The organism is Acidovorax sp. BL-A-41-H1 (assembly GCF_051942715.1).
This window is the reverse complement of the sequence record NZ_JBPVJQ010000006.1, coordinates 913,750-935,540: the sequence shown is the minus strand read 5'-3', so window position 1 is coordinate 935,540 and position 21,791 is coordinate 913,750. Positions and strand designations below refer to the sequence as shown.

Sequence of the window (21,791 nt, the reverse complement as noted above, 5' to 3'; positions counted from 1 at the left end):
GAGGCATGGCATGGCCGCGCCGCGGCTTTACAGGCGTTGGGGCAGACCTTGGGGCAGGCACTTGCGCCAAACACTACGCTTTTGATAGCAATCAAGGCATTAATATCAAGGGCCATAGGCCGTTTTCGCTCAGAATCGGCCTCCAGACACGCTTTTCGGGCTCCGGTAGCCCTGCCAGCCCGTACCCCCGGCCCCCCGCACCATTCACCCGCGCCCATGCCCGCCATCGCCCTTGCCCCGCACCAGCTCCGCCTGACCATCGACCCCGACTCACTGGGCTTTGCCAGCACCGCGGAACTGCAGGCCCTCCCCCTGCCGTGGATCGGCCAGGAGCGGGCCCAGGCAGCAGCACAGTTCGGGCTGACCATGGTGCAGCCCGACTACCACCTGTTTGTGCTGGGCGAAGTGGGCAGCGGCCGTGCATCGCTCATGCACCAGGCCATGCGCGAAGTGGCCGCCACGCGGCCCGTGCCGCCCGACCTGTGCTACCTGCACAACTTTGACGCGCCTGAGCACCCCCGTGCGCTGCGGCTGCCTGCGGGCCAGGGCCGCTTGCTGCGCAAGGCGATGGCAGAACTGGCGCGCACGCTGCAGACCGACATCCCGCGCCACCTCAGCAGCCCCGACTTTCGCGCCCAGGCGCGCACCATTGAGCAGGCCTACGAGGTGCAGGAAACCCAGGCCTTTTCTGCACTGGAAGGCTTCGCGCGCGAGCGCGAGTTCCGCCTGTCGAGGTCAGACGACGACGGCGGCCACATGGTCTTCACCATCACCGGCCCCAACGGCCAGCCGCTGACCGAAACCGAGGCACGCGCCCTGCCGCCCGAGCAGCGCGCTCGCATCGACGCAGCCGAGCAGGCCCTGCGCGCCGAGATCGTGGCGTTTGCACAAACGCTGCGCCCGCTGGAGCGTGTGCGCGACGATGCCCTGAACGACCTGCGCAAGCGCACCGTGCGCCCGCTGGTGCAGCAGGCACTGGAGGCCGTGCGCAGTGCCGTGGCGGCCCAGCCCGACGCACTGCAGACCTGGCTGGTGCAGGTGGAGCGTGAACTGCTGCAGCACCTGCACTGGTTCGAGCTGGCCGAGCCACCCGCACGGGATGCCGCCGCCGATGCACCGATGCCAGCCGACAAAGGTAGCAGCAGCAGCGGCAGCAACACCGACGATGGCGATGACGGCGACGACGCGCAAGACGCGCTCGACCACCTGCTGCACCTGTGCCAGATCCACCTGGCGGTAGACCACCACGACCAGCGCGGCGCGCCGGTGATCGTGGAAGACAACCCCCAGCACCGCACGCTGTTCGGCAGCATCGAAACCCGCCACGACGGCGACACCCCCCAGGCCGACTACACCGGCATCCGCGCGGGCAGCCTGCTGCGGGCGCACGGCGGCTTTGTGCTGCTGCACCTGCACGACCTGACCGGCGAAGACGGCCTGTGGGCGCGCCTGCGGCGCTTTCTGCGCTCCAGCCGCCTGCACATCGACGAATCAGGCAGTGGCGGCAGCGGCGGCGCACCCGTGGCGCTGCAGCCTGAAGCCGTGCAGGTGGACGTGAAGATCGTGCTGATCGGCACCGTGGACGAGTACTACGCCCTGCAAGAGGCCGACCCCGACACCGCACGGCGCTTTCGGGCCAAGGTGGATTTTGTGGAGCGCTTCGCCGCCAGCGCCGACACGCGCCGCGCCACCGCCATCTTTGTGGCGCACAGCTGCCAGCGCCGGGGCCTGCCGCACTTTGGCGCAGCCGCCGTTGCGCTGCTGCTGGAGCAGGCCCACCGCGAGGCCGATGACCAGGGCCGCCAGAGCGCCCAGTTTGGCCACATCGAGGCCTCGCTGATCGAAGCCGCCGCCCTGTGCCAGGCACGTGGCGGCACGCTGGTCGAGGCCGCTGACGTACAGGCCGCCCACCACGCCCGCATGCTGCGCCACAACTACCCCGAAGAGCAGCTGCACGAATCCATCGTGGAGGGCGAACGACTCATCACGCTGACTGGCAGCGTTGCGGGGCAGATCAACGCCCTCACGCAGATCGACCTGGGCGACTACCGCTTTGGCTTCCCCGTGCGCATTACCGCGCGCACCTTTGCCGGGCAAGAGGGCCTGCTCAACATCGAGCGCGAGGTCGACATGTCAGGCCCCATCCACGACAAGGGCGTGCTCATCCTGCACAGCTACCTGACTGCCCTGTTCAGCCATGTGGCACCGCTGGCGCTCAATGCCTCCATCGTGTTCGAGCAGGAATACAGCGGCGTGGAAGGCGACTCGGCCTCGTGCGCCGAGCTGTACGCGCTGCTGTCCAGCCTGTCAGGCCTGCCTCTGCGCCAGGGCATCGCCATCACCGGCGCGCTCAACCAGCATGGCGAAGTGCTGCCCGTGGGCGGCATCAACGAAAAGATCGAAGGCTGGTTCCGCACCTGCGCCACGGCGGGGCTGGACGGCACGCAAGGCGTACTCATCCCCGCCCGCAACCAGCGCCACCTGATGCTCAGCCGCGCCGTGCTGGACGCGGTGGAAAGCGGGCTGTTCCACGTCTACACCATGCAGCATGTGAGCGAAGGCATTGCGCTGCTGACGGGCGAGGCGTCGGGGATGAGCCCGGCGGAGTTGGTGCGTGCGCAGGCCGATGCACTGGCCGGAGGCGCGGCCACGGTGGAAGACACGGTGATGCAGCGGGCGGAGCAGACGCTGCGGGCGTATCGGAGGGCTTGTCAGGTGGCGGGGGGAGCGCGGAGGGGGCGTGGGGGGCGGGGTCGGATAACAGGGAGAAGTTTCTTATGAGCACGAGCGCCATTCAACACATCATTGCCATGCCTACGGATGTTGCTGCGTCTGGCCAAACCTTCTTCCAAGGGTTTGCTTTGGCGTTGATTCCCGACTACTTGGCAATCATGGACATGCTTGTCAGATTTCCACACGACATGGTGGAGCTTGGCCTTGCGGGGGACGCATTTATTGCATCCAAGATAGCAGGCTCGGCCCTCTGCATTCGCATGCTCAGGGCAGACCTGCTCACAGAGGGCCATGCCGAGGTTGGAGGGTTGCCTACCGTCATATGGAGCACAGACAAGTCGGCAGCTGATGTAGAGGCGAGGCTGCACTGCTTCGCGGTTAGGCCATTGCATATAACGCTCAACCGCTTTGCGGGCGCAGTCTCAATGGCCGATCTCAGCGCCGACGCGATTTATGGTCATCTACTGGCGCTGGCGGAACGAACTGCGGCCCACGACAGCAGTTTTCAAGTTCTCGTCGAGTTAATGAAGGCACGCCCTCCTGCCGATAGGGAGCAAGGGCTGCTCCCATTCGTCCCGAAGCTACACAACTGCACGAAACCGTCAGCTGCAGTGCTACGGCTGTACGGCTACAACTTGGACAACAGTGAGGTTATAGAGCCGACGCTTGGCCGTGGCATCGAGGCACACATTGATGCAATCGTAGAGTTTTCCGAAATGATCGATCAGTTGCGGCAAGGCCTTGAGGTGTACGCCCTGCGGAAAAACGACGCGATCATCTTCTGCGCGTCTATCTATGCCTTGCTGTACAAGATCGACAACAAGATTTGGAACCCTATTCTTCGTGATCTGGATCGTGACAAGCGAAATTTCGTCAAGGCCATGCTGGTACGCAGCAGGGGGTACGGCAATGGCAGCATCACATTCGCCGGAACAAAGGTAGAAGACTTCAATCCATACGCGGACCCTGTCGTGGGCCCGCTCTTGAAACACAGGCAATTCGAACAGCGTTTTTTTTCAACTGTCATCGCAGTACTGGCTGCAAATCAATTCGTACCGGCATTTCGGCTGCCAGATGCCGTAATGCTCCACCACGACCGGCTGAGTGAAATCTACTCGCTAGTTAGCTCGAATAAGCCGACCCGGCTAGCAGAGCTAAATCGACATTTGGCCGAGTACAGCGGCGAGATCCGCAGCGAGGTAGGAGAGAAGTTGTGGAAGGCGATGTTCGACGGCCGCGAACGACTGCTGACCATCTGTGATTTTCCGATCGAGTGGCTATCCATCGACGGTTTACCGGCGATGTTCCGCTACGAGATGTCGCGCATCCCATCCACGCCAGGGAATGTGGCAGTCCAGGTGGCCCTAGCCCATCCAAGGATTACGGTACCGAAGATGGCGTTAGATCACATCCTTGTGATCCGGTCGTTCGCACCGGACGACCCGATTCGTAGCGACCTTGAGCTAGCCATCGCCAAATACGACTTGGGCGAGATGAAGGTCGAGATTGTCGACGTGTCTACGAGAGATGAGCTGATCGACGCGATGAACGCGCATCAAGGGGTCATGGTCATTTTCGACTGTCATGGCAACCATGGCGGAAAGACGCAACCAGCATGGCTGCAGATCGGTAAAGAGAAAGTCGACGTTTGGGATCTCAAACATGTAGCGCGCATGACTCACATCGTGGTGCTGGCAGCATGCAGCACCCATCCCGTGGACGGATCGCATGCCTCCGTGGCCAACGGGTTTCTCGCCAACGGCGTTCAGTCAGTGTTAGGGACCTATGCGCCCGTGGACTCGCGCCACACGGCGATCTTCGTCGGACGGCTTTTGTATCGGGTTGCTGCATACCTGCCGCTAATTTCAAAGGATAGGCCCGTGAACTGGCGCGAGATTGTCGGCTCATTCTTCCGGATGTCATACGTAACAGATGTCCTGCAAGACCTCCTTGAAGTGCGCAAGGTGATCAACGAGACCCAGTATCGCAAGCTCCACTATGAAGCAAACATGGCGATAAATGGCAGAGCCCCCGATTGGCTGGAAAAGCTGCAGCAAGGCGTCGCTGATTTCACTGCGATGGAACCAGGCGATGTCAGCAAAATCTGGGCTGCACGGTATCAGTTTGTTGAAACGATGCTGTTTGGGCAGTTTGGGCAGCCGGAAAACATTTTCATCGTAAGTAACGATTCGTACAGCGAAGTCGAAAGTGATGGATAGCTATTCCAGCACGAAGGGGCTTTGCCATAAGTAGAGTCATAGAAGTTCATTGCCATCATCTAGCGAACTGAGGCAACAAATAGCACGACAGAGCTCATGCGTTAATGCCTGCATCTACTCTACAGGTAGACAGCGCGCAGATCGCCATCGCAGTATTTAGCATCGACTACGCCACCTCGACACGCCCCCGCAACCACCCCACAACATCCCCCGTCACCTCATCCCGATTCGTCTCATTCAAGATTTCATGCCGCGCCGCCGGGTACAGCTTGACCGTCACGTCGGCCACACCGGCATCCCGATACCGCTGGCCCAGTTGCTCCAATAAGACCCCGCCTGCGGCCAGCGGGTCTGCGTCGCCGGATGCGATGAGGATGGGCAGGTCGCTGCGGATGCGCGCGAGTTGAGTGGGGTCGGCCAGGCGGGGGGCGGGGGCGAAGAGTGCGGGGATGACATCAGGCGGCACGTCCCAGCCGCACCAGGGGTCGGCCACGTAGGCGTCAACCTCGGCACGGTCGCGCGACAGCCATTCGTAGCCGGTGCGGTGTTCAAAGCCCGCGTTGAAGGGGGCAATCCCGGCTAGTGCGTATGCAGGCGCGTCGGCAATGGCAGCGGCGAGCAGATCGAGGGCGGTGGAGCCTGACAGGATGACGCCGGACCAGGTGGCGGAGTGGTCGTAGTGGCCGCGCAAGTTGCCCGCGCCTTCCTGGGCGGTGCGCGCGGGCATTTTTGAATCAAATGGGCCCCTAGCCCTTTTTTTATTTGGTCATCTAGCTATTAAATAAATAGCAACCGTATTCCCATCCATGGTGCACGGCACGCTCCTGGCGGGGCCGCCCACAGCGGCTCATCCACCATGGCGGCATCCTGCGCAAACGGCTACTGCGCCCTATGCACATCCCGCGAAACACGGGCAGCCCGCATTGCCTCCCGGATTGCACCGACCACGGCCTCGGGCTTTTCCAGCGGAATGCCGTGGCCGCTGTCCACCCACAACTGGGTGGAGCCCGGGTACAGCTGGGAAATGTCGGCGCGCTTACGCTCGGCATCGGTGGCCAAGGCCGACGGGGCACCCGCGGCGCGCAAGGCACTGAGCACCCACACGGGCACGGCTGGGTCTACAGGCAGGCTTGACACTTGTGTGCCCGTGTCGTCCAGCGCTGCGAGTTCATGCTTGGCGGTGTCCGATGTCGTTGCGCGGAACACCAGCTTCAGCCACGTCGGCCAATGGTCCGGGTTGCCCGCACCCTTGACCTGATCGGGGTGCGTTGAATCCACCAGCACCAGCGCTGCCACGTCTGCGGGGTATTGGCGAGCGAAGAGCTGCATGTACAGGCCGCCCAGCGAGTGCCCCACCAGCACATAGGGCGGTGGCAGGTCGCGCGCCTGCAGCAGGGCCCGCAGCTCTTCCACCACCTGGGCGCCATCGCGCGGCAGCATGGACGCGTCGCTGCCACCATGGCCTGCGCGGTTGTAGGCCAGTGCGCGGCTATTTGCCACGGTGTCCGGCCATACCTTGGCCCACCAGTCGAGCGTGGCGCCCAGCCCGTTCTCGAACACCACCACGGGCGTGCCCTGGCCCTCCAGCGCGAATTCCACACTGCGCCCCGCTACCGTACCCGTGGTGGTGCCAGGCACCGTTGCGCAGCCGCTCAACAGCAAAAGCAGCAGGCATATTGCCCATGGCCATCGTTTCACGTTGCCTTGCCCATTTCTGCACATACAGCGCCCTTGACCGACCGCAGCCCGGGCACGGGGGTTGCCAGCCATGCACCGGGTCCCCCATGGATGCCGCAGCGACTGCACGCGGCTTCGTGACGAGCCGACACCGCGCTAAGCATCAGCAGCGGCCTGCAGCGCGCAGCAGCGCATTGCACTCCTTGCCACCAGCGGGCCCGCGCTGCGCTGCGGCCGCAGCGGGCGGCGTGCTGCTGTTGCCGCTCTGGCCGCCCACGACCGCGGTGCAGATGGCGTCGGAATGCGGCGTCTGCCCGAAGCTCATGGCACTCTGAAAGCCGGTCGCGCTGTACAGATAGCACCGGTAGCTGGCGCCGTCGCGCGTGGCCACGGTGTAGTTGATGCGGCCACCGGTTTCTTCGCTGCGGTCGCTGATGGTCAACTGGGCCGGGGTGCGCCCCAGCGCCTGTGCGGTGCGTTGTGCCAGCCCGTCCTGGGTGATGGTGGACGCGCAGCCGGTCAGCAGGGCCAACGCGGTCGCAATGGGGAACAGGGATCGAAGGTACATGGCAGGCCTTGGGGTCGTGGAGAAAATCAGAGGAAGAAGGAGGCGTACCGGTCACGGGGCGCGGCGCGGTCCAGGGGCCCGCCCCCGGTATCCAGCGCGCTGATGAAAAACACGGGCCGGGCGCCGCCAGAGCCACCATCGCGCGGTGCGTCGCCCCCGCCGCTGCATGCCGCCAGGGGTAGCGCCGCAATGGCGAACAGCGCCCTCGCCGTCAGTCGGGCCATGCGGCCGCGCAAGGAAAACTGGGAATACACACGCATCAGGGACTCCACGGGCCGAGGCTATGAGCAGGCGGCCTCGGAAAGCAACTTCGGACAAAGGGACAGAAACGACAGGCAATACAAGACCCTGCGGCCCTGCAACGGGCCACACACAGCGGGTGAAACGAAAGAAAAATCAGCCCGGCTTGCGGGTCACGACAAAGGCGCGAATGTCCTTGCCGCGCGTGCCATGCCGTTCGGCGCAGACGGCCTGAAGGCCTTGCTGTGCCAAGGCTGCATGCAGGCGCTGCTCAGACAAGCACAGCACCGGCGGTGCCATGCCGATGGCACGCATCAGCGGCACGGCCACATGGGGAATCAGCGGGTTCATCTCGGCAAGACAGGGCGTCTTGGAAATCAGCAGGCCCCCCGGGCGCAGGGCCCGCGCCAACAGCGCAAGCGCTGCATCCAGGTCGCTGACCAGATGCAGCACATTGAAGGCGAGCACTGCGTCATACGCTCCCTGCCCAAATGCCATGGCGTCGGCATCGGCAACCTCAAAGCGCAGATGGGGCGTTGGCTGCGCTGCCAGCCGCTGGTGCGCAATGGCAATCATTGCGGGCGACACGTCGGTCGCCAGCAGGCTCCGTGTGAACGGCGCCATGCGCAACGCAGTGCTGCCGGTGCCGCAGCCTATCTCGAGCACGTCCTGCGACGGGGAAAGCAGGCTCTGAACGCGGCGCAACGTGGTCTCGTACCCTGCCAGGTCGGCGATGGAGTCGGCCGCGTACTTGGGCGCAATGCGGTCCCAGAAACGGACCCTGGCCGTGCCCGAAGCGGGGACGGCGGCAGCATGCGCAGCGTTGGCAACCGGGGACATTGCGGGAGAGGACGACATGGGATGGGAGCGGCTGAAGTGGAGGCGGTTTCGGGGGCAATGTGCTATGCCCTGATCCTATCCATGCATGAAGCATTGCGAAACTGCGGTAGATTGCAGCGAACATATACATTTCCGCATGGATAACCTCGACTGGAACCAACTGAAAGCTTTTCTGCAGACTGCCCAGACGGGCTCGCTGTCTGCCGCAGCGCGCAAGCTGGGCCTGAGCCAACCCACCTTGAGCCGGCAGGTGGCGGCCATCGAACAGCAGATGGGTGTGACGCTGTTCGAGCGGGTGGGCAAGGCGATGATGTTGACCCCCACGGGGCTTGACCTGCTGGAGCACGCCCGCGCCATGGGCGCCGCGGCCGAGGCGCTGGGCATGGCCGCCAGCGGCCGGTCGCAGGCGGTGGGGGGCGTGGTGTCGGTGTCCGCCACCGACGCAGTGGCCACCTATTTGCTCCCCCCCATCGTGCAGCGCCTGCGGGCGCAGGAGCCCGGCATTGCGGTAGAGGTCATCGCGTCCAACGCCATCAGCGACCTGCTGCGCCGCGAGGCAGACATTGCTATCCGCCACGTGCAGCCCGGGCAGCCCGACCTGATCGCCCGGCTGGTGCGCGAAGCGCAGGCCTTCTTCTATGCATCGGAAGAGTGGGTACGCCACCACGGGCATCCGCGCAGCGCAGAAGACGCCGTGCACCTGCCGTTTGTGGGCTCGGACCGCAATGGCCAATATCTCGGGTATTTGCGCCAGCATGGTCTGAACCTGACCGAGGCCAACTTCAGTTGCTACTCCGATCACACAGTGGCGCACTGGGCGCTCGTGCAGCAGGGCATGGGCATCGGCGCCATGATGAATGAGATCGCCAGCCGGACACCGGGCATGGTGCGCGTGCTGGACGAGGTGCCAGCGGTACGGTTTCCCCTCTGGCTCGTATCGCACCGCGAACTGCGTACCTCGCGCAGGATCCGGGTGGTGTTTGAGGCCCTCGCCCGGGAGCTGGCCGACACGACTTCTTGACCGCGTGCGAGGCGACTCGCATTTGGCGCGGACCCTGCCGCTGTAGAGGGCAATGCACCGGGCCAATTGCACGGGAACGGCCTCACAGGCTAAAATGAAACCTCTTGTAACAGGCAAACCGTGCGAAAGCGCGGGACGCAAAGCCACCGGCCTACCGCGTAACAACGCCATGGCAGCGGGGCCGCCGGCGCCGGGGACCGAATCCCCCGCCGGCCTCTGAACGATGAAAGAGGCCACCATGCAACCGATCTGCCGCGCGCGGTTTCTCCGCCGCTCCATCCTTTCACTGGCGATTCCCGCCGCGCTCTCGCTGGCAGGCCTGTCCCTTGGCGCAAACGCGGGCCCGTCGGCGCCCGGTGCACCAGCCAGCGCCCAGCAACCCGACCGCACACGCTATGTGGTCGTCATGCTGCCTACCGCCAGCGATGTGCGTCAGCATGCCGAATCGCTGGCCAACGGCGCTGGCACCAAGCCGGATTTCGTCTACGAGCACGCCATCAAGGGCTTTGCCGTGACCCTGCCCACGCAGACCAGCGCACACTTTCTGGACGCCATGCGCAGGCATCCCCTGGTGCAGTCGGTAGAAGAAGACGTGGCAGTCCGCCATCAGCAAACCGCCCAGCTCGGCGCAACCTGGGGCCTGGACCGCTCGGACCAGCGCGCACTGCCGCTGGATGGAACCTACCGCTACACAGCCACTGGCCTGGGCGTGCAGATCCTGGTGCTGGACACCGGCGTCCGTGCAACCCACACAGAGCTGAGCGGCCGTGTGCGTGCGGGCTACACCGCCATTGCCGACGGCAACGGCACCAACGACTGCAACGGCCATGGCACCCACGTGGCGGCCACGGCGGCTGGCAGCACCTACGGTGTTGCCAAGGCGGCCAGCGTGGTCCCGGTGCGCGTGCTGGGGTGCGACGGCTCAGGCACCATGAGCGGTGTGCTCGCCGGGCTGGACTGGGCTGCCGTCAACGCGGTACGCCCGGCCGTACTCAACATGTCGCTGGGCGGTGGCGCCACCTCCACTCTCGACAGCGCCGTCGCCAATGTGGTGGCGCGCGGCATCCCCGTGGCAGTGGCCGCCGGCAATTCCAACGTGGACGCCTGCACCACGTCGCCAGCGCGGGAGCCATCGGCAATCACGGTTGGGGCCACGGCCAGCAACGATGCGCGCGCTTCGTATTCCAACTGGGGCCGGTGCCTGGATGTGTTCGCGCCTGGCTCGGCCATTACCTCGGCTGGCATCGCCGGCGACACGGCACTTGCAACCATGAGCGGCACGTCGATGGCTGCGCCCCATGTAGCGGGCAACGTGGCCCTGCTGCTCCATGCGCAACCTGCACTCACACCCAGCCAGGTGGTCCAGCTCATCACCACCCGCGCGACACCGAACAAGGTGACCACGCCGGGCACCGGCTCGCCCAACCTGCTGCTGTACACCGGTACCGACAGTGCCATCACCACGCAAGCCGTGTCGGTGGGCGCACTGACCGGCTCGCGCACAACAGCCAAGAATGGCTGGACAGCCACGGCAACGGTGACAGTGCTCAATGCCAACGGCAGCGTCGTTCCAGGCGCGACGGTTTCTGGTCGGTTCAGTGTGACGACAGGCACCTTTGCATGCACCACGGGCAGCACCGGCACCTGTGCGGTATCGGTCACGCTGAAAAACACGGTGACGTCAGCCACGTTTTCGGTGAGCGGCATCTCCGGCACGGGGATGACCTACGACCCTGCAAAGAACGTGGTGTCGTCCGTGGCGATCACCCGATAGGCCCGAACAACCATCTCGCCCATTTCGCCCAAAACGGGCGTGCATGCCCGCACGCCTTGAAGGTCAGACGGCGCCGTGTGCCTCGACGTACAGCGCATACAGCGAATGGCTGCTGGCCATGTACAGGCGGTTGCCCTTGGGGCCGCCAAAGCACAGGTTGGCACAGCGCTCGGGCAGGCGAATGTGGGCCAGTGGCTTGCCCGCAGGGCTGAAAACCATCACGCCATCCAGTTCCTCGGGCTTGCCCCGGAGCTGGTACACCTTGCGGCCGCCCATGTCGACGGGCTCGGCATTCAGCGCGCCATTGCTGCCCCAGCCGCACCACAGGTTGCCGTCGCGGTCGACCTTGAAGCCATCGAGTGCGCCAAAGTCGGCCGCGTCGATGAGCTTGGTCTTGTTGGACACACTGCCATCGGCCCCCACGTCATACGCCCAGATGCTGCGGTTGGGTGTGCCCTTCCACTCCACCACGTAAAGCTTTTTCTCGTCAGGGCTGAAGGCCAGGCCGTTGGGGTTGACCAGGTCGGTGATGATGGCGGTCAGCTTGCCGTCGGTGCCGATGCGGTAGACATTAGTGGTGGCTTGCTCGGGCTTGGCCCGAGAGCCCTCCCACTCGCCGTTGATGCCGAACAGCGGGTCGGTAAACCAGATGGTGTCATCGCTTCTGACAACGACGTCGTTGGGCGCGTTCAGGCGCTTGCCCTCAAAGCTGTCGGCCAGCACGGTGACCCTGCCGTTGGCCTCGGTGCGGGTCACGCGGCGCGTGACCGAATGCTCGCACGTGACAAGTCGCCCCTGGCGGTCACGCACATTGCCGTTGGCCCAGTTTGCCTTTTCGCGGAACACCGTGAAGCTGCCGGTCTTCTCGTCGAACCTCATGATCCGGTTGTTCGGAATGTCGCTGACGAGCAGATGCCCGGGGCCGCCATCGGCGCCGGGAAAGTACGCAGGACCTTCGGCCCAGCGCATGCCCGTGGCCACCTGCTCCACCGTACTGCTGTAGATGCGGTACCGGGCGAACGACGGGTCCAGGATCTGCACCGACGGGTCGGGGTATCGCTGGTTGGGCACAAAGGCAAAGGACTGCGCAAGGGCCGGAGCCCCCGCTGCAACCAGACCCGCTGCGCTGGCGGCTTTCAGGAAATGACGGCGGTTGTTGTAGTGGCTTGTGTTCATGGGGTCTCCTCGTGGCGGACGCTTTCGCGGGCGCCTGTCACCGCAGCATGCAGGGCTTCTTGTTGTCGAACTTCCAGCCCGGGATCAGGTACTGCATGGCCATGGCATCGTCACGCGCGCCCAGGCCATGCTGCAGGTACAGCTGGTGGGCCTTTTCAACCTCGACCATGTCGATCTCGATACCCAGGCCCGGCTTTTGAGGCACCTGCACATAGCCGCCTTCAATCCTCAGAGGGTCTTGGGTCAGGCGCTGGCCGTCCTGCCAGATCCAGTGGGTGTCGATGGCGGTGACCTTGCCCGGTGCGGCTGCGCCCACATGCGTGAACATGGCCAGTGAAATGTCGAAATGGTTGTTGGAGTGGCTGCCCCAGGTCAGCCCCCAGTCGCGGCAGGTCTGCGCCACGCGCACGCTGCCGGCCATGGTCCAGAAGTGCGGGTCTGCCAGCGGTATGTCCACACTCTGCAGGGCCAGCGAATGCGCCAGTTGCCGCCAGTCGGTGGCGACCATGTTGGTGGCTGTGGGCAAGCCCGTGGCGCGACGGAACTCGGCCATCACCTCTCGGCCGCTGAAGCCATCCTCGGCGCCACACGGGTCTTCGGCATACGCGACGATGCCGCGCATCTTCTCGCCCAGGCGAATCGCGTCTTTCAGCAACCAGCCGCCGTTGGGGTCCAGCGTGACACGCGCCTCTGGAAAGCGCTGGTGCAGCGCGGTCACGGCCTCCACCTCGGCATCGCCCGCCAGCACCCCGCCCTTGAGCTTGAAATCCTGAAAACCGTAGCGCTGGTGCGCAGCCTCGGCCAGGCGCACCACGGCCTCGGGCGTCATCGCCGCTTCATGGCGCAGGCGGCACCAGTCGTCGGCACTGTCGGGTTCGCTGGCCGGGTCCGCATACGGTAGATCGGTTTTGGTGCGGTCCCCCACAAAGAAAAGGTAGCCCAGCATCTGCACCGCATCGCGTTGCTGGCCCTCGCCAAGCAGGGCCGCCACCGGCACGCCCAGGTGCTGGCCCTGCAGGTCCAGCAGTGCCGATTCCACGGCCGTGACGGCGTGGATAGTGGTGCGCAAGTCAAACGTCTGCAGGCCGCGCCCGCCGCTGTCACGATCGGCAAACTTCGTGCGCATGGCGTTCAGGATGGACTGCAGGTTGCCGATGGGCTGACCTTCCACGAGCGGCCGCGCGTCTTCCAGGGTCTGGCGGATCTTCTCGCCGCCGGGCACTTCGCCCAGGCCGGTGTGGCCGGCGTTGTCCGTCACGATGACGATGTTGCGTGTGAAAAAGGGTGCGTGCGCGCCCGAGAGGTTGAGCAGCATGCCGTCCCGGCCAGCAACCGGGACAACACGCATCGACAGGACGATCGGTGCGGTCATGGATGTTTTCAGTCTGCCTTGATGTTTCGGGCCGTGATGAGCTTGGCCCAGCGGGCGTATTCGCCCGCCTGGAACGAAGCAAACTGCTCTGGCGTGTTCAGCACGATCTCGAAGCCCAGCTCTGCCAGGCGCGCCGAGGTGGCTGGCTCGCGGATGATGGAGACGATGGCCTCATGCATGCGCTTCTTGATGTCAGCAGGCAACCCCCTGGGCGCGGCCACGGCCTGCCACGACTGCACGCCTGCATTTTTCACGCCGTTCTCTTCCAGCGTGGGCACTTCGGGCAACAGCGGCGAACGCTTTTCGCTGGTGATGGCCAGCGCACGGAGCTTGCCCGCCTTGATCTGCGGCATGGCCGTGTTGATGTTCATGAAGGACGACTCCACCTGGTTGCCCAGCAGGTCGGTCATCACCGGGCCGCCGCCCCGGTAGGGGATGTGCACGCCACTCGTACCCGTCTGCTGCCAGAACAGCTCGGCCGTCAGGTGGTCGCTGGAGCCGTTGCCCGACGATGCAAACGTCATCTTGCCGGGGTTGGCCTTCAGGTAGGTCATCACATCTGCCAGCGATCTGTGTGCCGACACGGCAGGCACGACCAGGACATTGGGGGCTTGTACGACCACGGTGATCGGATCCAGGTCCTTGATGGCGTCGTAGTTCGTCTTGATCAGGTGCGGCGCTATCACGAACGGGCCCAGCGAAGCCACCAGAAACGTATGCCCATCGGCAGGCGCACGCGCCACCTGCGTGGCGCCAATGGTTCCGGTGGCGCCTGCCTTGTTGTCCACCACCACGGTCACACCGCCGCCGAGCTTCTCGCTGAGCTTGGCCGAGATCGTGCGGGCAATCATGTCGGTGGAACCGCCTGGCGGAAAGGGCACGACCAGCGTGACCGGTTTGTCGGGCCATGCGAAGGCAGAAACACTGGTGGCCGCAGCGACCAGCAGCGTGATGAGGGACTTTTTCATGATGGGTTGTCTCCGTCTTGTCTGTCTTGTCTGTCTGTTTATTGCAAGGTAATCTTTTCTTCGCGCACGATCTGGGCCATCTCGGGCAGTTCCGCCTTGATCCATGCTGCGAACTCGGCGCCAGTCATGCGGGAGGCCTCCAACCCCAGCGACTGCAGTTTTTCACTCACATCGGGCAACGCCGTGATGCGCAGCACCTCGGCATGGACCAGGTCCACCACCGCGCGGGGTGTACCGGCCGGGGCCAGCAAGCCCTGCCAGCTGCCGGTGAGAAACTGGGGCACCGATTCAGCCACCGCAGGCGTCTCGGGCAGTTCGCTCCAGCGCTTGGCCGACGAAACGGCCAGCAGCTTGAGCTTGCCGGACTTCACGTGCGGGTAGGTGGCCACCATGCCGTTCATGGTCACATCCATGTGGCCGCCCACCAGGTCGGTCATGGCCTGGGCCCCGCCCTTGTAGGGCACGTAGTTCCACTCGATGCCCGTGCGCCGGGCAAACTGGACCCCGGCGATGTGCGTAGCGCTGCCCATGCCGGCAGCGGCTGCAAAGTTGAGCTTGCCCGGGTTGGCCTTGGCGTACTTCACCAGCTCGGCAACGTTGTTGACCGGCACCTTGGAGCTGACCACCAGCAGGTGCGGCGAGTAGCCGACCATGGCCACCGGCACAAAGTCCTTTTGCACGTCAAACGGCAGCTTGTACAGCGCCGGGCTGATGGTGAGGTTGCCCACGTCCATCAGCACAAACGTATAGCCGTCAGGCGCCGACTTGGCCACCATGTCGGCGCCGATGGTGCCTGCATTGCCGGCCTTGTTGTCCACCACCACGGGCTGGCCCAGCTTCTCGCTCATCTTCTGGCCCAAGAGGCGCGCCAGCACGTCAGACGTGCCTCCCGCAGGGAACGGCACAACGATGCGGATCGGCTTGGACGGATAGGCCTGGGCCAGCGCCGGAGAACTGCCCAGGGCCAGGGTGGCGGCCGCTACAGCGGCCAGTACAACGCGACGTGTTTGCATGTCTGTCTCTCTCTCATTTTTCTGCGGATGAAGGCCACAGCGGGTGCCCGCGGCGCCGTGCCGCGGGTGCGTGACCTGGGGTTTTACTGGGGACCGAGGGCGTCGATCAGCGCCTTGAGTTCGTCCATCTCGCCAGGCTTGAGGTCCGACAGCGGGGCCCGCACGGGGCCGGCACCGTGGCCCACCAGGCGTGCGCCCGCCTTGATGATGCTCACGCCGTAACCTTCCACGCGATTGCGGATCTTCAGGTAGGGCATGAAGAAGGTCTTGAGCAACCGGTGTTGCGTGACCATGTCGTCGGTGCGCACGGCTTCGTAGAACTGCATGGCCGTCTTGGGGATGAAGTTGAAAACCGCAGACGAATACACCGGCGTGCCCAGCGCCTTGTAGGCCGCGGCGTAGACCTCGGCCGTGGGCAGGCCGCCCAGGTACGCAAAGCGGTCACCCATCGCCATGTAGATGGAAGACATGAGTTCGATGTTGCCCATACCGTCCTTGAAGCCGATCAGGTTCGGGCAACGCTGGGCCAGGATGGCCAGCGATTTGGGCGTGAACTTGGTGCGGTCGCGGTTGTAGACGATGACGCCAAACTGCACGCTCTTGCACACCTGCTCCACATGGGCAATGAGGCCTTCCTGCCCGGCTTCGGTCAGGTAATGCGGGAGCAGCAGGATGCCGTGGGCGCCCAGGCGTTCGGCCTCCTGTGCATGGGCTATGGCGGTACGCGTGGGGCCGCCGGCACCCGCGATGATCGGGACCTTGCCGCGGCAAGTGTCCACCGCGGTGCGGATGATGTCGCCGTACTCGGCGCCATAGAGCGAGAAATACTCGCCAGTGCCGCCTGCAGCGAACAGTGCGCTGGCGCCATAGGGAGCCAGCCATTCCAGGCGGGCTGCGTACGACTTCGCATTGAAGTCGCCCTGCGCATCAAAGTCGGTCACGGGAAATGACAGCAGTCCGGAGGACATGACTTGCTTGAGGTCTTGCGGGGTGTATTGCATGAAAAGTCCTGGTGCGGTGATCGGGCTCATGCTTTGTTACAGTGCATGAATCCCGAGAGATCAGTTGTACGTTGTCTGACAACTTGGCATGATTGTGGAAACACGTGCAAAGACTGTCAAGGAAAAAACCATGAACCCAGTGAAAACCCTAGGTGATGCGGCTCCCACGGCAGAGCGGCCGCGGCGCCCGCGCGGTCTGGTACCCGAGATTGTTTCGGCCCTGCAGGCCGACATGGCCGAAGGCCGGCTCGCACCCGGCGACAAGCTGCCTACGGAAGCCGCCCTGATGGAGCGCTTTGACGTGAGCCGTACCGTGGTGCGCGAGGCCATTTCGCACCTGCAGGCAGCAGGCCGCGTGGCCACCCGGCACGGCATCGGGACGTTCGTCACGCAGCAGGCTGAGCCGGCGCCCACCTTTCGCATCGCACCGGAAGACTTCGCCACGGTCGCCGACGTCATTTCGCTGCTGGAGCTGCGCATCAGCCTGGAAAGCGAGGCCGCCAGCCTGGCTGCGCAGCGCCGCGATGACGCCAGCCTCTCAGCCATGGCCGCGGCGCTGGCCTCTTTCGAGGCGGCCATCCGCGCCGACTCGGATGCCGTGCCCTCGGACTTCCAGTTCCACATGGAAGTGGCCCGCGCCACGGGCAACCGCCACTTTGCCGACCTCATGACGTATCTGGGGACCGTCATCATCCCCCGCACCCGGCTGAAAACCGCCGCCGACGCGCCCGAGGGCCGTCTGGCTTACCTCGAGCGGGTACACCATGAGCACGAGAGCATCTACCGCGCCATACGCGAACGCGATGCCGAGGCCGCCCGCGCAGCCATGCGCACCCACCTGGCGAACAGCCGCGAACGCCTACGCAGGGCACAGGCGGTGGACGCAGCCGCCTGAGTTCGGCATCCAGGACATGCCACGTCAGGACACGGCCAATCGCTGTAGGTTGTCAGACATCCGTTAACATGATGGGTTCTTGGAAATTCCTCCAGAGCCCAGTTTTTGTACGGACCGTCCAGCGATGAGCAACCTCGTTTCCTTCAACGCCCGCACGGGCGAATCCCTCGGTGAGCCATTGGCCACATCCAGCGCAACCCAGATCGACGCCGCCGTGGTGGCCGCGCACCATGCCTTCGGCGACTGGGCCCGCAGCAGCGGCGCACAGCGCGCCACGCTGCTGCGCCAACTTGCCGACGGCCTCGAAGCGGAGCGCGAATCCCTGGTTGCGCTGGCCGACCTGGAAACCGCCCTCGGCCCGGTTCGCCTGAACGGCGAGCTCGACCGCACCACCTTCCAGCTGCGCCGCTTTGCCGACATCGCACAGCGCGGAGAGCCATTCGCCGTGCTAGACGACCCTGCCGTGGCCGGTGCCCCACCCGCTGGCCACCCGGCCATGCAGCTGCACCGCATACCGCTGGGCCCGGTGGCCATGTTTGCCGCCAGCAATTTCCCGTTTGCCTTTTCGGTGCTGGGGGGCGACACCGCATCGGCGCTTGCTGCCGGCTGCCCCGTGGTGGTCAAGGCGCATCCCGGTCACCCTGCCCTGTCGCGGCAGGTGTTTGCCATTGCCCAGCGCTCGCTCCAGGCGCTCGGCCTGCCTGCTGGGCTGATCGGCATGGTGCAAGGCGCAGGTATTGATGTGGGCGTGCAGCTCATCCGCCACCCGCTGATCGCGGCCGGCGCGTTCACCGGCTCCACCCGCGGCGGCGCTGCGCTGCACGCCGAGGCCAACGCACGCGCACGCCCTATCCCGTTCTACGGTGAACTGGGCTCCATCAACCCGCTGGTCGCCCTGCCCTCTGCACTGGCCACCCGCGGCGCCGAACTGGCCAGCACGCTGGCCGCGTCCATCACGCTCGGATGCGGACAGTTTTGCACCAACCCCGGCCTGCTGGTGCTGCTGGACGGCCCCGAGACCGAGGCCTTTGTGCCCCAGCTGGCAGAGGCGCTGGGCAAGCTGCAGCCGCACCCCATGCTGACCGCCGGCATGCGCACAGCCTTTGACGCCGGGGTACAGGCATTGGTCGGCGCTGGCGCCACACCCTTGGTACAGGGCCGGGGTGCGGGGCTGGCACCCGGACCGCAGTTGCTGCAGGTCAGCGCCCAGCGGTTCATCGACACCCACGCGCTGCGCGACGAAGTGTTCGGCCCTGCCAGCCTGATCGTGCGCTGCGCCAGCCTTGCCCAGGTGCAGGACGTATTGAACAGCGTGGGGGGCAGCCTGACCGTAACCATCTGGGGTGCAGACGACGACACGGCCGAGCACCGGGCGCTGGTGCGCGCCGCGATGCAGATCGCCGGCCGTGTGCTGTTTGCGGGGGTCCCCACCGGCGTTGCCGTGACCGCCGCCCAGCACCACGGCGGCCCCTGGCCCGCCAGCACGGCGCCCATGACCACGTCGGTAGGCGACGCGGCGCTCCACCGCTTTCTGCGCCCGGTGTGCCTGCAGGATGCGCCCGCCTGGCTGCTGGAGCGATCCGGGCAGCCTTGCTGAGGAGGGCTCGGGGCGGCTGATCGGCCGCGCCCGCGCGCTTCAGGCGCGGACCAGCCCTGAAAACACCAAAGGGTTAGCCGACGAGTTGGCGGATGCGTAGGGAAACAGCGTCTGCAGGGTAAGGCCCGGGTCCAGCCCGAAGGTCTGCGCGCACGTGCTGGCCACCAGCACATCCAGCGCCAGCGTGGGCCTGAGGTCGCGCCCCTCCAGCAGTTGTCCGGCGGCAAGGCCCGGCCAGTCGGCCACCACGCGGCCACCTTGCACCGCCCCGCCCACCAGCATGGCCGCAGCGCCCGTGCCGTGGTCGGTGCCGCCAGTGCCATTGGCGCGCGCGGTGCGGCCGAACTCGGTGGCCACCAGCACCACCGTGTCGGCCCACACGGGGCCCAGCCCATCGCGCAGGCCCGCCATCAACGCGTCCAGCCCCTTGAGCTGGGTGGCCAGCCGTGCGTTTTGCGCGCTGTGCGTATCCCAGCCACTGGTTTCGATCATGGCAATGCGCGGCCCATCCGCCTTGCCCAGGAAGCCTGCCGCCATGCGCCCCAGGGCCCCACCGTCCTGCCGGCGCTCGCCACGGCTGCCAGGCCCGCCACCGCCGGCCATGCCCCGTGCATCCAGGGCCGATGACCACAGGCCGTGCAGCTGTGCATCGCGCGCATACAGCTGCTCCACGCGCTGCATGAGGTCGTCGTCCGCCTCGGGCAGGTTCGACGGCGCGTAGGTGACCACCGGTGCGGTACCGCGCAATGCCATGGGCACTGCCGATGCAAACGCGATGGCGGCCTTGTCGTCTGGGGGCAGCATGCGCACCAGGCGGTTCAGCCAGCCATCCTTGAGCTGGTACGGAACGCTCGCGCCGGTTTCCAGCACGTTCTGCGCATCGAAATGCGACCGCTCGCGGTACGGCGACGCCACGGCGTGGATGAGCTGGGCCTGCCCTGCGGTGTACATCTGGTGTAGCTGCGCCAGCGCAGGATGCAGCGCAAACGTGCCATCCAGGCGCAACGCGCTCGCAGGGTCTATGGCCAGTGCGCCGCGCAGGTCTGCATAGGCCGGGTCTGCATACGGCACCACAGTGTTGAGCCCGTCGGCGGCGCCACGCTGCACCACAAACACAAACCGGCGCGCCGTAGCGGCCCGCGCAAACACCATGCGCGGCGCAGCCAGCACGGCGGCCGCGCCCATGAAGCTTCTTCGATGCAGGGTCATGGTGCTTATCTCCTCAGGAATTCGGGCGAGACCAGCATCAGTGCCAGCGCCGTGCGCCCGCTCTCTGCGCGGGCAATGGCATCGGCCGTGGCGCGGGTGAGCGTGCCGGGCAGCAGCTGCGGGGCCAGAGCCCGGGCGTCTACCGCATCGCCGGCCTGACCTGCAAGGCGCTGGGCCACCTCCACCCTGCGCAGCAGGGCATCGGGCGCAGCCCAGGTGGCTGCGAGGTCGTCGTACCCGGCAGGCGAGCCGGGGCGCCACACCGGCTGGCCCAGCTGGTTCATCAGCGCCGCGGCCTGCGCGGGCGGCACATGCGTGCGGCCCAGGGCGCGCAACGAAGACACGCCCCAGTCCCACGGCGACTTGAACTTGGGCTGAGCGGCCTCCCAGGCCTCGGGCGCCGTGGCCAGCGCCCGGTACACCGCGCGGAGGTCACCACCGGTGCCCACGAATACCTCGGCCAGCCGCTGTACCAGCGCGGGCGGCGGATCATCGGCCACAAAGTGGCGCGCGAGCTTGGTGGCAATGTGCCGCGCCGTGGCCGGGCTGGTGGCGATGTCATGCAGGATGTCCAGCGCCTGCTGCTCGCCGCCCTCGGCATAGGTGCGGCCCAGCACGGTGCGCGCGCCCGGCTCGTGCAGACCGGGCACAAACCGGAACGTGGCGCCCGCCGCATTGCCTGCGCCGCGCTCGCTGTCACCCGGCAGCGTCCAGCCAGTCAGGGCCCGCGCAAACTCGGTCACGTCGGCCTGGCTGTAGCCGCTGCGCACGCCGAGTGTGTGCAGCTCCAGAATCTCGCGGGCCAGGTTTTCATTGAGGCCGCGCTGGCGCTGCGTATCGCGGCTGTCTGCCCTGCGCCCGGCGGGGCTCTGCGGCCCTATCGACTGGGCCTGGTCCAGGTACAGCAGCATGGCCGGGTGCCGCACGGCCGCCAGCAACAGGTCTTCAAAGCGCCCCAGCACGTTCGGCCGGATCGCGTCGGCCTCAAGGCTGCCCGCCATGGCCACGATCAGCACCTTGTCGACCGACACCGCAAAGTGGTTGGCCCAGAAATGCACCAGCCGCTCGACAAAGGGGGTGCGCGTCTGCAGCGCCTGGTCCATGCGTGCGCCCACTGCGGCCAGGTATTCGTCCCGCCCGCGCCGCAGATAGGCCTCGCGGATGCCTGCACGCTCGCCCTCGGGCGCCTGCCGCACGGCGCGCTGCTGGGTCAGCCACACCTCGACCAGATCCGGAGTGCGCGCCAGGGTCTGTAGGGGCGCTGGCAGCGTCTCGTAGGCGTCCAGCTGGGCCAGTACCCAGCGGCCCGGGTCGTCAGGCACCGGGTCACCGGGGCGCGCCCCCAGTCCAAAACGGTTCAGGGCAATCGACGGTGCGTGGGCTGAAGTGCGCATGGGGTGAATTCTGGCCGGCCCGGATGCGCGCGGTGTGTACCCGGCTTGGCTGGCGTGTATCGCACTGGTAAAGCCTGCCGTCCCTTGGGTGCAT

General features: G+C 65.8%; 18 protein-coding genes and 1 riboswitch. Of the genes, 6 read left to right on the top strand and 12 right to left on the bottom strand.

The window, feature by feature from the left end; all coding sequences use genetic code 11:
• Nucleotides 1-216: 216 nt before the first annotated feature.
• Together ACTPOI_RS17535 and ACTPOI_RS17530 are read left to right on the top strand one after the other, a co-directional pair.
• Nucleotides 217-2,781, top strand: a complete 2,565-nt coding sequence (locus tag ACTPOI_RS17535) for a Lon protease family protein (protein WP_440111093.1) — start codon at nucleotides 217-219, stop codon at nucleotides 2,779-2,781.
• On the top strand, nucleotides 2,778-4,952 hold the full coding sequence (locus ACTPOI_RS17530) for a CHAT domain-containing protein (protein WP_440111091.1): 2,175 nt from the start codon (nucleotides 2,778-2,780) through the stop codon (nucleotides 4,950-4,952). Before ACTPOI_RS17535 ends, ACTPOI_RS17530 begins: the two co-directional genes overlap by 4 nt.
• Before the next feature lie 166 nt (nucleotides 4,953-5,118).
• Here ACTPOI_RS17530 and ACTPOI_RS17525 read toward each other — a convergent pair whose 3' ends face one another.
• From ACTPOI_RS17525 to ACTPOI_RS17505, 5 genes are all read right to left on the bottom strand, one after another.
• Nucleotides 5,119-5,679, bottom strand: a complete 561-nt coding sequence (locus tag ACTPOI_RS17525) for a serine aminopeptidase domain-containing protein (RefSeq protein ID WP_440111089.1) — start codon at nucleotides 5,677-5,679, stop codon at nucleotides 5,119-5,121.
• Between the two features lie 152 nt (nucleotides 5,680-5,831).
• Nucleotides 5,832-6,590 (bottom strand): alpha/beta fold hydrolase, encoded by a 759-nt coding sequence (locus ACTPOI_RS17520; protein WP_440111087.1) that lies wholly within the window; start codon nucleotides 6,588-6,590, stop codon nucleotides 5,832-5,834.
• Between the two features lie 202 nt (nucleotides 6,591-6,792).
• Nucleotides 6,793-7,197, bottom strand: coding sequence for a hypothetical protein (locus ACTPOI_RS17515; RefSeq protein WP_291518914.1), 405 nt, complete (start codon nucleotides 7,195-7,197; stop codon nucleotides 6,793-6,795).
• Between the two features lie 26 nt (nucleotides 7,198-7,223).
• Complete coding sequence (locus tag ACTPOI_RS17510; RefSeq protein WP_440111085.1) at nucleotides 7,224-7,457, bottom strand: hypothetical protein; 234 nt, start codon at nucleotides 7,455-7,457, stop codon at nucleotides 7,224-7,226.
• 136 nt (nucleotides 7,458-7,593) lie between these two features.
• Entirely contained in the window at nucleotides 7,594-8,295 is a 702-nt protein-coding gene (locus ACTPOI_RS17505; protein WP_440111083.1) for a class I SAM-dependent methyltransferase, read from the bottom strand.
• 118 nt (nucleotides 8,296-8,413) lie between these two features.
• On the opposite strand from ACTPOI_RS17505, the gene ACTPOI_RS17500 reads away from it, so the two are divergent.
• Complete coding sequence (locus ACTPOI_RS17500) at nucleotides 8,414-9,298, top strand: LysR family transcriptional regulator (protein WP_440111081.1); 885 nt, start codon at nucleotides 8,414-8,416, stop codon at nucleotides 9,296-9,298.
• 102 nt (nucleotides 9,299-9,400) lie between these two features.
• A riboswitch (cyclic di-GMP riboswitch) is annotated at nucleotides 9,401-9,487 on the top strand.
• A 49-nt stretch (nucleotides 9,488-9,536) separates the two neighbouring features.
• Nucleotides 9,537-11,072 carry a S8 family serine peptidase gene (locus ACTPOI_RS17495; RefSeq protein WP_440111079.1) on the top strand — a complete coding sequence of 512 codons (1,536 nt, stop codon included), beginning with the start codon at nucleotides 9,537-9,539 and terminating at the stop codon, nucleotides 11,070-11,072.
• A 63-nt stretch (nucleotides 11,073-11,135) separates the two neighbouring features.
• Here the strand turns inward: ACTPOI_RS17495 and ACTPOI_RS17490 are convergent, their stop codons facing one another.
• The 5 genes from ACTPOI_RS17490 to kdgD form a co-directional block, all read right to left on the bottom strand.
• The gene (locus tag ACTPOI_RS17490) at nucleotides 11,136-12,248 is read right to left on the bottom strand and encodes an SMP-30/gluconolactonase/LRE family protein (protein ID WP_440111077.1); all 1,113 of its coding nucleotides are present in this window, start codon (nucleotides 12,246-12,248) and stop codon (nucleotides 11,136-11,138) included.
• A gap of 37 nt (nucleotides 12,249-12,285) precedes the next feature.
• Nucleotides 12,286-13,620 carry a glucarate dehydratase gene (gene gudD, locus ACTPOI_RS17485; protein ID WP_440111075.1) on the bottom strand — a complete coding sequence of 445 codons (1,335 nt, stop codon included), beginning with the start codon at nucleotides 13,618-13,620 and terminating at the stop codon, nucleotides 12,286-12,288.
• Between the two features lie 8 nt (nucleotides 13,621-13,628).
• The gene (locus tag ACTPOI_RS17480) at nucleotides 13,629-14,588 is read right to left on the bottom strand and encodes a Bug family tripartite tricarboxylate transporter substrate binding protein (RefSeq protein WP_440111073.1); all 960 of its coding nucleotides are present in this window, start codon (nucleotides 14,586-14,588) and stop codon (nucleotides 13,629-13,631) included.
• A gap of 38 nt (nucleotides 14,589-14,626) precedes the next feature.
• Complete coding sequence (locus tag ACTPOI_RS17475; RefSeq protein WP_440111071.1) at nucleotides 14,627-15,601, bottom strand: Bug family tripartite tricarboxylate transporter substrate binding protein; 975 nt, start codon at nucleotides 15,599-15,601, stop codon at nucleotides 14,627-14,629.
• An 83-nt stretch (nucleotides 15,602-15,684) separates the two neighbouring features.
• The gene (kdgD, locus tag ACTPOI_RS17470) at nucleotides 15,685-16,602 is read right to left on the bottom strand and encodes a 5-dehydro-4-deoxyglucarate dehydratase (protein WP_440111069.1); all 918 of its coding nucleotides are present in this window, start codon (nucleotides 16,600-16,602) and stop codon (nucleotides 15,685-15,687) included.
• Between the two features lie 130 nt (nucleotides 16,603-16,732).
• Between kdgD and ACTPOI_RS17465 the strand changes: the two genes are divergently transcribed.
• Together ACTPOI_RS17465 and ACTPOI_RS17460 are read left to right on the top strand one after the other, a co-directional pair.
• Nucleotides 16,733-17,497: a FadR/GntR family transcriptional regulator gene (locus tag ACTPOI_RS17465; RefSeq protein WP_440111067.1), complete on the top strand. Its 765-nt coding sequence runs from the start codon at nucleotides 16,733-16,735 to the stop codon at nucleotides 17,495-17,497.
• Nucleotides 17,498-17,621: 124 nt separating this feature from the next.
• Nucleotides 17,622-19,094, top strand: coding sequence for an aldehyde dehydrogenase (NADP(+)) (locus tag ACTPOI_RS17460; RefSeq protein ID WP_440111065.1), 1,473 nt, complete (start codon nucleotides 17,622-17,624; stop codon nucleotides 19,092-19,094).
• 39 nt (nucleotides 19,095-19,133) lie between these two features.
• On the opposite strand, the gene ACTPOI_RS17455 is transcribed toward ACTPOI_RS17460, so the two are convergent.
• Nucleotides 19,134-20,303 (bottom strand): DUF1501 domain-containing protein, encoded by a 1,170-nt coding sequence (locus tag ACTPOI_RS17455; RefSeq protein WP_440111063.1) that lies wholly within the window; start codon nucleotides 20,301-20,303, stop codon nucleotides 19,134-19,136.
• Between the two features lie 5 nt (nucleotides 20,304-20,308).
• Nucleotides 20,309-21,697, bottom strand: a complete 1,389-nt coding sequence (locus tag ACTPOI_RS17450) for a DUF1800 domain-containing protein (protein ID WP_440111061.1) — start codon at nucleotides 21,695-21,697, stop codon at nucleotides 20,309-20,311.
• Between the last annotated feature and the right edge of the window lie 94 nt (nucleotides 21,698-21,791).